The organism is Bradyrhizobium sp. HKCCYLS3013 (assembly GCF_051167615.1).
In the GTDB taxonomy this organism is placed as follows: Bacteria; Pseudomonadota; Alphaproteobacteria; order Rhizobiales; family Xanthobacteraceae; genus Bradyrhizobium.
The window spans coordinates 528,736-542,284 of the sequence record NZ_JBNPTK010000002.1; the positions used below are offsets into that span (position 1 = coordinate 528,736).

Annotated in this window: 14 protein-coding genes; 3 read left to right on the plus strand and 11 right to left on the minus strand. The window is 66.8% G+C overall.

The window, feature by feature from the left end; translation table 11 throughout:
- Nucleotides 1-61: 61 nt before the first annotated feature.
- From ACQR1F_RS06570 to ACQR1F_RS06595, 6 genes are all read right to left on the minus strand, one after another.
- Nucleotides 62-598 (minus strand): hypothetical protein, encoded by a 537-nt coding sequence (locus tag ACQR1F_RS06570; RefSeq protein ID WP_315800335.1) that lies wholly within the window; start codon nt 596-598, stop codon nt 62-64.
- A gap of 46 nt (nt 599-644) precedes the next feature.
- The gene (locus ACQR1F_RS06575; RefSeq protein WP_316180972.1) at nt 645-1,298 is read right to left on the minus strand and encodes a tetratricopeptide repeat protein; all 654 of its coding nucleotides are present in this window, start codon (nt 1,296-1,298) and stop codon (nt 645-647) included.
- Between the two features lie 177 nt (nt 1,299-1,475).
- On the minus strand, nt 1,476-3,068 hold the full coding sequence (locus tag ACQR1F_RS06580) for a class I adenylate-forming enzyme family protein (protein ID WP_316180974.1): 1,593 nt from the start codon (nt 3,066-3,068) through the stop codon (nt 1,476-1,478).
- Nucleotides 3,069-3,234: 166 nt separating this feature from the next.
- Nucleotides 3,235-4,059 (minus strand): 3-methyl-2-oxobutanoate hydroxymethyltransferase, encoded by an 825-nt coding sequence (gene panB, locus ACQR1F_RS06585; protein ID WP_434872908.1) that lies wholly within the window; start codon nt 4,057-4,059, stop codon nt 3,235-3,237.
- A 2-nt stretch (nt 4,060-4,061) separates the two neighbouring features.
- Complete coding sequence (locus tag ACQR1F_RS06590) at nt 4,062-4,646, minus strand: NnrU family protein (RefSeq protein ID WP_434912704.1); 585 nt, start codon at nt 4,644-4,646, stop codon at nt 4,062-4,064.
- 276 nt (nt 4,647-4,922) lie between these two features.
- A complete protein-coding gene (locus tag ACQR1F_RS06595; protein WP_315800340.1) occupies nt 4,923-5,516 on the minus strand; it encodes a hypothetical protein in 594 nt (197 codons plus the stop codon).
- Nucleotides 5,517-5,678: 162 nt separating this feature from the next.
- On the opposite strand from ACQR1F_RS06595, the gene ACQR1F_RS06600 reads away from it, so the two are divergent.
- From ACQR1F_RS06600 to ACQR1F_RS06610, 3 genes are all read left to right on the plus strand, one after another.
- The gene (locus tag ACQR1F_RS06600) at nt 5,679-6,407 is read left to right on the plus strand and encodes an aspartate/glutamate racemase family protein (RefSeq protein WP_315800341.1); all 729 of its coding nucleotides are present in this window, start codon (nt 5,679-5,681) and stop codon (nt 6,405-6,407) included.
- 82 nt (nt 6,408-6,489) lie between these two features.
- Complete coding sequence (locus tag ACQR1F_RS06605) at nt 6,490-7,356, plus strand: S1C family serine protease (protein WP_434912705.1); 867 nt, start codon at nt 6,490-6,492, stop codon at nt 7,354-7,356.
- The gene (locus ACQR1F_RS06610; RefSeq protein ID WP_434892240.1) at nt 7,353-7,760 is read left to right on the plus strand and encodes a response regulator transcription factor; all 408 of its coding nucleotides are present in this window, start codon (nt 7,353-7,355) and stop codon (nt 7,758-7,760) included. Before ACQR1F_RS06605 ends, ACQR1F_RS06610 begins: the two co-directional genes overlap by 4 nt.
- 159 nt (nt 7,761-7,919) lie before the next feature.
- Here ACQR1F_RS06610 and ACQR1F_RS06615 read toward each other — a convergent pair whose 3' ends face one another.
- The 5 genes from ACQR1F_RS06615 to ACQR1F_RS06635 form a co-directional block, all read right to left on the minus strand.
- Complete coding sequence (locus ACQR1F_RS06615; RefSeq protein WP_315800344.1) at nt 7,920-9,539, minus strand: peptide chain release factor 3; 1,620 nt, start codon at nt 9,537-9,539, stop codon at nt 7,920-7,922.
- A 338-nt stretch (nt 9,540-9,877) separates the two neighbouring features.
- The gene (locus ACQR1F_RS06620; RefSeq protein ID WP_315800345.1) at nt 9,878-10,885 is read right to left on the minus strand and encodes an inorganic phosphate transporter; all 1,008 of its coding nucleotides are present in this window, start codon (nt 10,883-10,885) and stop codon (nt 9,878-9,880) included.
- 14 nt (nt 10,886-10,899) lie between these two features.
- Nucleotides 10,900-11,544: a DUF47 domain-containing protein gene (locus tag ACQR1F_RS06625; protein ID WP_315800346.1), complete on the minus strand. Its 645-nt coding sequence runs from the start codon at nt 11,542-11,544 to the stop codon at nt 10,900-10,902.
- A gap of 143 nt (nt 11,545-11,687) precedes the next feature.
- Entirely contained in the window at nt 11,688-12,656 is a 969-nt protein-coding gene (locus ACQR1F_RS06630) for a branched-chain amino acid ABC transporter permease (protein ID WP_315800347.1), read from the minus strand.
- A gap of 1 nt (nt 12,657) precedes the next feature.
- Entirely contained in the window at nt 12,658-13,521 is an 864-nt protein-coding gene (locus tag ACQR1F_RS06635) for a branched-chain amino acid ABC transporter permease (protein WP_315800348.1), read from the minus strand.
- Nucleotides 13,522-13,549: the final 28 nt, after the last annotated feature.

Below are 13,549 nucleotides of genomic sequence, written 5' to 3' on the forward strand. Positions count from 1 at the left end.
CGCAGCTTTAGCGCATTCGGCCGCAAAACCGAACGGGCGATCAGTCGATTCGCGACTGAGATTAACGGCTGAAGGAGCCGCTCGGCATCGGCGCCGGGAAGCCGCCGCCCGAGCTCTGGGCGGCCGGCGGCTGCGCCGGGGCCGTGTCATCCGCCGGCGGTGCGGTGGTGCGGCGGCGCACGATCTTCTTCGGCTTCGGCGCCGGCGGAACGCCGGCGGCGCCCTGCTCGACCGCAGCGGCCTCGCCGTCCTGCGGATCGGCCGTGGTCGGGTTGCTCACGGCGGCCTGCTGCCGGCCCTTGGCGCCCTTCTTGCCCTTGGGCTCCTCGGCCGGGGGCGCCGGCATCGCCTCCTGGGCGCCTGGATCGGTCATCGGCTGCTGCTGCGCGCCCTTGTAGAGCTCCTTCGGCACGCCCTGCTCGAGACCCGGCACGCCCTCCGGGAACACCGGCTTGCGGTCGCCCGGCAGCTTCTTCTTGGTGTCGAGGAAGTCGAGCATGTCCGAGGGGTCGAAGCTTCCCCCGCTCGCGCAGCCGCCCAGCACGCCGGAAAGCGCAATGAGGACCGTGAGGGCAATGGCACGTTGGGCGCGGCGCATGATCGTCGTTCCAATCAACTCGGTTTCGCCGTCGCGCGATCCGCGATCAGCTCTTGGCGACTGCAGGCAACAGCGCCTGCAGCGCTTCGGCGCGCGAGCGCAGGCCCGGCGGGGTCTCACCATCCAGCGCAATCATGTCGAGCCATTGACGCGTCGCGGCGGCATCGTTGGCCTTCCACGCCGACAGCGCCAGCAATTCGCGGGCCGCGTGGCGGAACGGCGCACCAGGCGCCGTTTCGCCTTCGAGGCGCTGCTTGAGGTCCGCGTAAGGTGCCGTATCGGCCAGCAGGCCTGCCGCGCGCAGCCGCGCCATCGACTGCTGCTCGGCCCCGATGCTGCGGTCGGCAGCAAGCTCGTCATAGAGCTTCACGGCCGCCGCCTTGTCGCGCATGGCGGCCTCTGCGGCCTGATGGAAGCGGGCCAGCGTGCGGTATCCCGATGGGGCCGTGGCCGCGACATCCGCAAAGGCCTTTTCCGCCTCGGCATGCTTGTTCTGCTCGGAGAGCTCGAGGGCCTTGTTGAAGGCCGAGCCCGCCTCGGCCGCCTTCTGGCCTTCCAGGTATTGGTAGCCGCGCCAGCCGCCAACGCCGGCGATGATCAGCACGGCCAGGGCGATGATCAAGATCGAGTAGCGGTCCCACAGCTTCTTGAGCTGTTCCCGGCGGACCTCCTCGTCTACTTCATCAATAAAATCAGACACCTAAGGACATCCAGTCAGGTTCGCTGCGAACGCGCGCGCATGGCTTCGAAGGGCCGCGCGAGCGGCCCGTTGCCCACGCGCCGGCGCCGATACCGCATCGGCATGGCGGTGGCAAGGCGAGTCCAGCCGAATCAAGGCGTTACTCCCCGGTTCTGCCACAGGGTCCGAACGCGGCTATCACGCCGTCAAGGCTTCGCGCAACTGCCGTTTCATCACCTTGCCGTTGGCGTTGCGCGGCAGGGGGTCCGCGGTCACGGTCAGGGTTTCCGGAACCTTGTAATCCGAGACCCGCTCGGCACACCAGCTGCGCAGCGCCTCGGCGCTGATCGGCTCGCGGGTCACGACCACCGCATGCACGCGCTCGCCGAGCACGGGACATGGCCGGGCGACGATCGCGCTCTCGACCACCGCCGGATGGCTCGCCAGCACCGATTCGACCTCGGCCGAGTAGATCTTCAGACCGCCGCGGTTGATCATGTCCTTCTGCCGGTCGAACACCCGGACGAAATTGTCGGCGTCGACGGAGCCGAGATCGCCGGAATGCCAATAGCCGGCGGTGAAGCTCTCGGCCGTGGCCTTGGGATTGTTCCAGTAGCCCCTGATGACCTGGCCGCCGCCGATCCAGATCTCCCCGATCTCGCCGCGCGGCAGTTCCCGCCCCTCCCCGTCCATGACCAGGATGCTGGCCCCTGGACACGGCAGCCCGACGCTGTCGATATGGCGCGCGGTCAGATCCGAGGGCATCAACGTTGCCGGCGAGGTGGTCTCGGTCGAGCCATAGGCATTGACCAGCCGCAGACCCGGGATCTTGGCGGCCAGCCGCTCGATGGTCGCGACCGGCATCGGCGCGCCGCCGAAGCCGCCGATCCGCCACGACGAGAGATCGTGGCTGTCGAAGTCGCGCTGCAGCAGGCAGAGATTGTACATCGCCGGGACCATGACCGTGTAGGTCACGCGCTCGCGCGCGGCGAGCTTCAGATACTCGCCGGCCTTGAACTCCGGCATGATGATCAAGGTGCCGGCGCAGCGCGCCATGCTGGTGATGTTGGCGACGACGCCGGTGACATGGCCGAGCGGCACCGCGGCGATCGAGCGGTCGGCTGGCGTCAGCCCCAGGCAGGCCTCGTAGATCATCGAGGAGTGGATGATGTTGCAATGGGCGAGCATCGCGCCTTTCGGCCGACCGGTGGTTCCGGAGGTGTAGAGGATCATCGCGGTGTCCTCTTCCGCCACCTCGACCCGAGCCTCGTGCGCGGCATGATCGGCCAGCGCTGCAAAATCCGATCGCGCTGGACGATCATCGACGGCAATGCGCCCCGCCAGCTCCGGCGTCTCTGCAGCAGCCGGCAACCGGTCCGCCAGTGCCGCCTCGTGCAGCAGCAGCTTGGCGCCGCAATCCTTCAGCACATAGGCGATTTCCGGGGTCTGCTGCCGCGTCGACAGCAGCACCGTGATCAGCCCGAGCTTGGCGGCAGCGAACAGCGTGAGCACGAACTCGATGCGGTTGCCGAGCAGCAGCGCCAGCCGATCGCCCTGGCGCAGGCCCCTCGCCTGCAGCCCGCCGGCGATCCGCGCGGCGGCCTCGGCGACCTCGCGCCATGACAGCCGCACGGCCCCGCAGACCAGCGCCTCGCCGTCGCCGTTGCGCGCCGCGGCCTCCTCGACCATGGCCCAGATGTTCGCCGGCCGCTCCGTGAACAGCGGCACCACGCGATCGCCAAAACGGGCTTCGCGCCGCATCGGCGGCGTCACATAGGTCGACCAGTCCATGGCATTTCCCCGAGCTTGGCTTTTTTGTCGTTGTTTGCCGCGATGCGGACTGGCCCAAGCATAACCATCGGGCGATGCGCTTGGCTATCTCCGGCAGCGCCGGAGATAGCGCAGTGCCGCCGCGCGCATCACGGCTGCAACGCGACGACCAAGCGAGAGGCGCCCGTCAGGTCTTGGACTTCATGCCGTAGACATGTTCCGCCGCCGGAAACACACGGCTACGCACGTCGGCCGCGTAGCGCTCGACCGCCTCGTCGATCGCCGGACCGAGATTGCCGTAGCGGCGGACGAATTTCGGCGCGCGTGGCGACAGGCCGAGCATGTCCTCCAGCACCAGCACCTGGCCGTCGCAGGCGGCGCTGGCGCCGATGCCGATGGTGGGGATCGCGATCTGCTGCGTGATCTTGCGCGCCAGCGGCTCGGCCACGGCCTCGATCACAACCGAGAACGCGCCGGCCTGCGCGATCGCCGCAGCGTCGCTCTCGATCGCGGCCCAATCCGCCTCGTCGCGGCCCTGCGCGCGGAACGAGCCGAGCGTGTTGATCGATTGCGGCGTCAGGCCGACATGGCCCATCACCGGAATGCCGCGCTCGCTGAGGAAGGCCACCGTCTCGGCCATCCGCACCCCGCCCTCGAGCTTGACCGCGCCGCATTGCGTCTCCTTCAGGATCCGCACCGCCGCATGAAACGCCTGCTCCTTCGACGCCTCGTAGCAGCCGAACGGCATGTCGACCACCACCAGCGCCTGACGCGAACCACGCATCACGGCGCGGCCCTGCAGGATCATCATCTCCAGGGTCACCGGCACGGTGGTCTCGAAACCGTGCATCACGTTCCCAAGGGAATCGCCGACCAGGATCACATCGCAATGGCGATCGACCAGCGCCGCGGTATGGGCGTGGTAGGACGTCAGCATCACGATCGGCTCGCCGCCCTTGCGGGCGCGGATCTCGGGAGCCGTCTTTCGGCGGACCGTCGACTGCACCGACATCGCTACCCCCCAATGACCGGAATGCCGAGCACGACGGGATGGAACGCGAAGCCCAGCGCCAGATAGACGACGATGCCGACCACCACCGCGATCACGTCGTTGCCGACGCCGCCGACCGGGATCGGCGGGCCGCCGGCGTCAGCGCGCCGCTTCAGCGAAATGCGGTCGAACACCGCCCAGGCCAGGATCGAGCCGAACAGGATGATGCCGCCGAGGTCGCCATTGGCGAGCAGATGCCCGAACGCCCACAGCTTCACGCCCGCCAGCATGGGGTGCTTCAGCACGGTGTAGATGCGGCCGCGGATGTAGGCGGCGACCACCATGATGACGGCCGGCAGCATCAGCGCGAGATTGATGTGCTTGAGCGCCTTCGGCGGCGTCCAGACCTGGATCCAGCCGCCGCTGCGGTAATCGGCAAAGCCCCACACGATCAGGACGAGGCCGGCAAGGGCCACGACCGTGTAGACCAGCTTGTACGTGCCCTCGCCCAGCCGCGCGATGACCTGCGCGCGCGCCTCGCGCCGGGTCGTGAACACATGGGCGCCGAGAAACAGCACCAGCCCCACCACCATCACCAGAAGTCCCACGGCATCCCCCTTCGCTTGCACGCGACCTGTGCGTGGGCACCGGTATCATTTCCGGGGGCGGCCTCGCAACGTGGCCTGCATTTTCGAGGTGAGGCGCCAAGCGCCTCAGCCGTCATTCCGGGGCGGCTCGCAGAGCCGAACCCGGAATCTCGAGATTGGCTTGCGTTCTTGCAGGCAATCGCGAAATTCCGGGTTCGACGCGAACGCGTCGCCCCGGAATGACGATGGGCGCGAGACACGGGGCGGTCGAGAGGTCGTGCCCAGCGGGCGAAGCCATCACCGCTCCGACGTGTTCTTCAGATCACGATTCTCGACATAGCGGATCGCGATCGGCCGGCCGGCGAGCGCGCCGCCCAGCCCTTTTGTGAACTTCAGCGGCAGGCAGCCGTCGAGCGAGGCATTGATCGTCTTCAGATAGGTCGCACGCGTGTCGGCCGGGGCGCCTGATGTTGCGAAGGTCACGCGCGGCGGCGCGATCATCTCGCCGGTCCGCTTGAAGCTGAAGCGCACCGTCATCTGCATCCCGGCGCGGGCGTTGTCCTCCGGCGGCGGCGTCCAGCATGCACGCAGCGCTGCGAACAGATCGCCGATCGTGTCGAGATCGTGATCCGGCTTCTGATATTTGGCTTCCTGATCCTTGGCAGGCCGGCTCTCGATCGTCAGTTGCAGGTTCTGGCCATAGGGATAGTTCATCTCGGGAATGCAAGGCCACGGCCCGTAGACGCTGCAGAACGACGGCGTGCATGGTCCCTCGTCGAGCACGCTGCACGGTGTGTGCGCGAACGGCACCGGATTGATCTGCTGGCGGCGCGCGTCGGCGGTGGCCGGAGCGGCCACCATCAACAGGACGAGCACGACGACACGGAGCATGGGACTCTCGGGCTGGAATGGACTCCAAGCTGGATCCGATCGCAGAATTCGCAAGCTCAATCCCGTTCACGTCTGCGCGTTCCCGCGTCGCGAACGGCCCTCGACCGTGCCTGCGGAACTCGGCTAGAACACGGCAGGATGCGACAACGGACGGACGCGACGATGAGCCACAGCGAGACCGTGATCAACGTCATCAACCCGAACATGACGGTGACGATGACCGAATTGATCGCCAAGGCGGCCCAGGCCAGCGCAAGCCCGTCGACGCGGATCGTCGGCCGCACCGCGCGGTTCGGCGCCGCCTCGATCGAGGGGCACTACGACGAGGCGATTGCCGCGGTCGGCATGCTCAAGGAGATCGAAGCCGGCGACGCCGAGGGCTGCCACGCCCATGTGATCGCCTGCTTCGGCGATCCCGGCCTGCTCGCCGCGCGCGAATTGTCGGGCGTGCCGGTGCTCGGCATCGCGGAAGCCGCGATGCATGCGGCGAGCTTCGTCGCCACCCATTTCAGCATCGTAACCACGCTGTCGCGCACCAAGGTGATCGCGGAGCACCTCGTGCGCAACTACGGCATGGAGCAGCATTGCCGCAAGGTGCGCGCGGTCGACGTCGCCGTGCTCGATCTCGACAAGCCCGAGGCCAATGTGCGCGGCACGCTGCTCGGCGAATGCCGGGCGGCGCTGCGCGAGGACGGGATCGGCGCCATCGTGCTCGGCTGCGCCGGCATGGCCGATCTGGCGCGCGATCTCTCGACCGAGCTCGGCATTCCCGTGATCGACGGCGTCGCCGCCGCCGTGCGCTTCGCCGAGGCGCTGGTCGGGCTGGGGCTGAAGACGTCGAAACACGGCGATCTCGCGTTTCCGCTGCCGAAGTCGCGGAAGACGCTCTGAGTTCAACTCATAGCCTGCCCATCCGGGGAGTTCCGAAACGCCGACCGACGCTCCACATTGGGATCAACCCATGGAGCCCGCGATGTCCGATCTGTCCACCCTCTCCTCGCTCTCATCAGCGCTTTCGACGACCGTCGCCGCGGTCGCACCGTCTCTGGTCTCGGTCCACTCGCACCGCTTGCGCGCCTCCGGCTTCGTCTGGAAATCAGGCCTCATCGTCACCGCCGATGAGGCGCTGGCCGATGAAGGCGACGTCACTATCGTCTTCGCCGACGGCACCACACGTCCCGCCGGGATGGCAGGCCGCGATCACACCACCGACATCGCCCTGCTCCGCTTCGATGGCGGCGCGGCGGCGCCAGTCAAACTCTCCGGCGAGGTGCCCGCGCTCGGCTCGCTCGCGGTCATCGCCGCCGCCGACCAGGGCACGCCGGTCGCAGCGCTCGCCATGGTCTCGAAATCCGCCGGCCCGTGGCGCAGCCTGCGCGGCGGCGACATCGATGCGCGGATCGAGCTCGACACCCGGCTGCGCCACAGCTCCGAAGGCGGCCTCGTGCTCGACGCTGCAGGCCACGCGATCGGAATGGCCGTGCGCGGCCCGCGCCGGACGCTCGTGATACCCGCGGCTACGATCGAACGGGTCGCGGGCAAGCTCGAGACGCATGGTCGCATCGCGCGCGGCTATCTCGGCGCCGGCCTGCAGCCGGTCCGGCTCGACGACGGACTCGGTGCGATGATCATGAGCCTCGACAAGAGCGGCCCGGCCGCTGCCGCCGGCCTGCGCCAGGGTGACGTCATCACCGCTCTCAACAAGGAGCCGTTCAGGGGCATGCGCGCGATGATGCGCGAACTCGGTCCGGACAGCGTCGGCGCCGTCGTCGAGGTCGCAGCGCTGCGTGCCGGCGAGCCGGTGCAGTTCGCCCTGACCATCGGCGAGAGGCCGGCGTGAGCGAGGAGGCGCGCGGGCCGATCAGGATCGCAATCGCGGTCGACGATGCCGAGCTCGCCGACCGGCTGGCGGCGCTGCTCGGCGATGTCACGGGCCTGACGCTGGTCGCCCCCGGCGAGAGCGCCGACGTCGCGATCGCGCCATTGCATGGCAGTGATGAGACGCACAGCGGCGACGACAGGATCGACGGCCAGGCGATCGATGATTTTCAGCTCACCGCGCGCGAGCGCGACGTCCTGGCGCTGATGGCCGAGGGCTGCTCCAACAAGGAGATCGCCCGCAGCCTCGGCATCTCCGTGCACACCGCGAAATTTCACGTCGGCTCGCTGCTCGACAAGCTCGACGCCACCGGGCGAACGGATGCGGTGGCGCACGCGGCAAGGCGCGGCATCATCGAGCTGTGAGCAGCCCCGAGTTTTGGAGGGAACTCTCTCCCCACGTCATTCCGGGGCGCCCGCAGGGCGAGCCCGGAATCCATCGGACGACAGAACCAGAGGCAAGATGGATTCCGGGTTCATCGCTGCGCGATGCCCCGGAATGACGGCTGACAACGGAGCCAGCCCTCACGCCTTCTTCTTCACGTCCTTGACGTTGGAGAACACGATGCCCTCCGCGCGCTCCTTGGTGTAGCCGAGATAGAACTCGTTCTTGGCCAGGAACACGGGGTCGCCATCGACGTCGTCGGCGACGCCGGAATTGTTGGCGGCGATGAACGCCTCGAGCTTCTTCTTGTCGTCGCAGGAGATCCAGCGCGCCAGCGAGAACTCGGAGATCTCGAACTCGACCGGCAGTGAATATTCCGCATCGAGCCGCGCCTTGAGCACGTCGAGCTGCAGCGGTCCGACCACGCCGACCAGCGCCGGCGCGCCATCGCGCGGACGGAACACCTGCACGACGCCCTCCTCCGACATCTGCTGCAAGGCTTCCTTGAGCTTCTTGGCCTTCATCGCATCGGTGAGGCGGACGCGGCGGACGATTTCCGGGGCGAAGCTCGGCACGCCGACGAAGGTCAGGTCTTCGCCCTCGGTCAGGGTGTCGCCGATGCGCAGGCTACCGTGGTTGGGAATGCCGACGACGTCGCCGGCGAAGGCCTCGTCCGCCACCGAGCGGTCCTGTGCGAAGAAGAATTGCGGGCTCGACAGCGGCATGGTCTTGCCGGTGCGCACCAGCTTGGCCTTCATGCCGCGGTTGAGCTTGCCCGAGCACAGCCGCGCGAACGCGATGCGGTCGCGATGGTTCGGGTCCATGTTCGCCTGGATCTTGAACACGAAGGCGCTCATGCGCGGCTCGGCGGCGTCGACCTTGCGCAGGTTGGACTCCTGCGCGCGCGGCGACGGCGCGTAGCGGCCGAGACCTTCCAGGAGATCGCCGACGCCGAAATTGCGCAGCGCGCTGCCGAAATAGACCGGCGTCAGATGGCCCTCGCGGAACGCCTCCAGGTCGAACGGCTTGCAGGCTTCCTTGACCAGCTCAAGCTCGTCGGTGATCTGGCCCATGTCGAGATTGGCGTTGAGCTTGCCGAGCTCGGAGATCGCGATCTGCTGCGCCGCGCCGGTCTTGGCGCCACCGCCTTCGAGCAGGCGCACGCCGCCGTCTCTGACGTCATAGGTGCCGATGAAGTCGCGGCCGCGGCCGACCGGCCAGGTCATCGGTGTGGTGTCGAGCGCCAGCGTCTTCTCGATCTCGTCCAGCAGGTCGAAGGTGTCGCGGCTCTCGCGGTCCATCTTGTTGATGAAGGTGATGATCGGGATGTCGCGCAGGCGGCAGACCTCGAACAGCTTGCGCGTGCGCGCCTCGATGCCCTTGGCGGCGTCGATCACCATGACGGCGGAGTCGACTGCGGTCAGCGTGCGATACGTGTCCTCGCTGAAGTCCTCATGGCCCGGCGTGTCCAGCAGGTTGAAGACGAGGCCCTCGAACTCGAAGGTCATCACCGACGTGACGACCGAGATGCCACGCTCGCGCTCGATCTTCATCCAGTCCGAGCGGGTGTTGCGGCGCTCGCCCTTGGCCTTGACCTGGCCGGCGAGGTTGATGGCGCCGCCGAACAGCAAGAGCTTCTCGGTCAGCGTGGTCTTGCCGGCGTCCGGATGCGAGATGATGGCGAAGGTGCGCCGGCGCGCGACCTCATCGGAGAGCGCGGAGCGGGACGGCTGTTCAGTGGTGACGGCGGAATCGGACATGAGGCGGCGGACGTCGTTTTGAGGCCAGAGAGAGCGCTATGTGATGAAAAGGCGCGGGATCACGGCCGCCGCGCGCCCTCCATATAGGCGTTTTGCACCGCAACTCCAACCGGGGAGTTAACCGGCCTGACCGTGGCCCGCCCGGACCCCGCATCCCGCCCACGGCCGTCCTTCAAGACGCGCGCCAAGCGGCGCGCTCCTCAGGACGAGGTCTGAATCTGTAGCGGAGTCCGTTTTGCGGACCAGATCCAGCCCCAAACCCTCATGGTGAGGAGCGCCGCGCTTGCGGCGCGTCTCGAACCATGAGGCCCCAACGTTTCAGGACGGTCCCGCCGTCTTTAGTGCCTGAGCACCGACACCAGCCAGAAGCTCAGTGCCGCTACGATGGCCGAGGCCGGAATCGTGAAGATCCAGGCATAGACGATCGATCCGGCGACGTTCCAGCGCACCGCCGAGGCGCGGCGGGCGGCGCCGACGCCGACGATGGCACCGGTGATGGTGTGGGTGGTCGAGACGGGCACGCCGAGGAACGTCGCCAGGAACAGCGTGATGGCGCCGCCGGTCTCGGCGCAGAAGCCCTGCATCGGATTCAGCTTGGTGATGCGCAGGCCCATGGTCCGGACGATGCGCCAGCCGCCCATCAGCGTGCCCAGCGCCATCGCGGCCTGGCACGACAGCACCACCCAGAACGGCACCGTGAACTGCTCGCCGAGATGGCCCTGCGAGTACAACAGCACCGCGATGATGCCCATCGTCTTCTGCGCGTCGTTGCCGCCGTGGCCGAGCGAATACAGCGAGGCCGAAGCGAATTGCAGGATGCGGAAGGCCCGGTCCACGGCAAACGGCGTCGAGCGCACCGAGGCCCAGGACACGATCGCAACCAGGATCATCGCCAGCACCAGCCCGACCAGCGGCGACAGCACGATCGCGAGCACGGTCTTGGACAGGCCGCTCCACACGGTGGCCGAGATGCCGGCCTTGGCGACCCCTGCCCCGACCAAGCCGCCGATCAGCGCGTGCGAGCTCGACGACGGAATGCCGGCCGCCCAGGTGACCAGGTTCCAGACGATCGCGCCGACCAGGGCCGCGAAGATCACGTGGGCGTCGACGATCGCGGGATCGATGATCCCGGTGCCGATGGTCTGCGCGACATGCAGTCCGAACACGCTGAACGCCACGAAATTGAAGAACGCGGCCCAGAACACCGCATATTGCGGCCGGAGCACGCGGGTCGAGACGATGGTCGCGATCGAGTTGGCGGCGTCGTGCAGGCCGTTCAGGAAATCGAAGGCGAGTGCGACGGCGATGAGGCCAACCAGGATCGGAAGGCCGAGTTGAGCGTCCACGGCGCGGCCCTACCCTAGACCTGTTCGATCATGATCGAATTGATCTCGTTGGCGACGTCGTCGAAGCGGTCGGCGACCTTCTCCAGATGGTCGTAGATCTCGGCGCCGACGATGAAGTCCATCGTGTTGGCGTTGCGGTGCTTGAGGAATAGCTCCTTCAGCCCGATGTCGTGGAGGTCGTCGACCCGGCCCTCGAGCTTGGTCATCTCCTCGGTGATCGCGGTGATCATCGGCACGTTCTGGCCGATCGCCTGCAGCAGCGGCAGCGCCTTCCCGATCAGATTGGCGCAATCGACCAGCAAGGTGCCCATCTCGCGCATGGTCGGCTCGAACTCCTTGACCTCGAACAGCACCACGGCCTTGGCGGTCTGCTGCATCTGGTCGATGGCGTCGTCCATCGAGGTGATCAGGTTCTTGATGTCGCCGCGGTCGAACGGGGTGATGAAGGTGCGGCGGACCGCGGTCAGCACCTCCCGTGTGATGTTGTCGGCCTCGTTCTCGAGCTGGCTGACGCGCTGGCAGTGCCTGAGGATGTCGTCGCCGCCCTTAAGCATGTCCTGCAGCGCATGCGCGCCTTGGATCACCACCTTGTTGTGGCGGGCGAACAAATCGAAAAACCGCTCCTCCCGCGGGAGAACGGCGCGAAACCAGTGCAGCATGGGACGAGATCCATCCATTCCGAAACGGGCCAGGGCCGACCCGTCACAGAACTGTCATACTCCGGATCGCGCACCAGCAGAAGCGGTGGCCGGTTCATCCACCGCTTTCTGCCCTTTCGACGATCTCTTTACAGATCAATAGCTTAGAGGGATCGCTTGAACAGATGGGCGATTTCTCCGACCACGCCGCGGCGGAAGGTGAGCACGCAGGCGACGAAGATGCCGCCCTGGATCACCGTCACCCACTGGCCGAAGCCGGACAGATATTGCTGCATGCCGACGATCACGAAGGCGCCGACGACGGGGCCGAACACGGTGCCGAGCCCGCCGACCAGGGTCATGAGCACGATCTGGCCGGACATCCCGACCTCGACGTCGGTCAGCGAGGCATTCTGGGCGACGAACACCTTCAGCGCACCGGCCAGGCCAGCCAGCGTCCCCGACAGGATGAAGGCGAGCAGCTTATACTGGTCGGTCTTGTAGCCCAGCGAGATCGCCCGCTGCTCGTTCTCGCGGATCGACTTCAGCACCTCGCCGAACGGCGAGTTGATGGTGCGGAAGATCAGCAGGAAGCCGGCGAGGAAGCCGGCCAGCACGACGTAATACAGCACCGTCGGCTTGGACAGGTCGAGGATGCCGAACATCCGCCCCTGCGGAATGCCCTGGATACCGTCCTCGCCATGGGTGAACGGCGCCTGCAGATAGATGAAGTACAAGAGCTGCGACAGCGCCAGGGTGATCATCGCGAAATAGATGCCCTGCCGGCGGATCGAGATGTAGCCGGTGATCACCGACAGGACGAACGATCCGGCAACGCCCGTGAGGATGCCGAGCTCGGGCGGCAGCCCCCACACTTTCAACGCGTGGGCGCTGCAATAGCCGGCCGTTCCCAGGAACATCGCGTGGCCGAACGACAACAGGCCGCCATAGCCGATCAGGAGGTTGAAGGCGCAGGCGAGCAGCGCGAAGCACAGCGCCTGCATGACGAAGAACGGGTACAGCCCGGTCCACGGCACGATCGCCAGCAGCGCTGCCATGATGACGAACACGATCATCTCGTCGCGCATCGCGCGCGGGGTGATCGGCAGGGTCGCGTCGGTGATGGATGTCATGTCAGGCCGCCCGTCCGGTCAGACCCGTCGGCTTCACCAGCAGCACCAGGACCATCAGAACGAAGACCACGGTGTTGGAAGCCTCGGGGTAGAAATACTTTGTCAGTCCCTCGATCACGCCGAGCAGGAAGCCGGTGATGATCGAGCCCATGATCGAACCCATGCCGCCGATCACAACCACCGCGAACACCACGATGATGATGTGCTCGCCCATCAGCGGCCGCACCTGGTTGATCGGCGCCGACAGCACGCCGGCCAGCGCCGCAAGCCCGACGCCGAGGCCGTAGGTCAGCGTGATCATGCGCGGGACGTTGATGCCGAAGGCCCGCACCAAGGTCGGGTTCTCGGTGGCTGCGCGCAGGTAGGCGCCGAGCCGGGTGCGCTCGATCAGGAACCAGGTCGCCAGGCAGACGACCAGGGAGAAGATGACGACCCAGCCGCGATAGACCGGCAGATACATGAAGCCGAGGTTCATGCCGCCACGGAGCTGATCCGGGATCGCGTAAGGCAGGCCGGACGAGCCGAAGAAGTTCTGGAACACGCCCTGGATGATCAGCGCCAGTCCGAACGTCAGCAGCAGTCCGTAGAGATGGTCGAGCCCGGCAATCCATTGCAGCATGGTGCGCTCGAGGATCATGCCGAAGGCGCCGACGATGATCGGCGCCAGCAGCAGCGCCCACCAATAATTGATGCCGCCGAGGTTGAGCAGAAAATAGGCGCAGAACGCGCCCATCATGTAGAGCGCGCCATGGGCGAAGTTGATGATGTTGAGCATGCCGAAGATGACGGCAAGCCCGAGACTGAGCAGCGCGTAGAACGAGCCGTTGATCAGTCCGACCAGGAGCTGTGCGTAGAGGGCCTGCATCGTCTTGTTTCTGTTTTCTCTCGGCGTT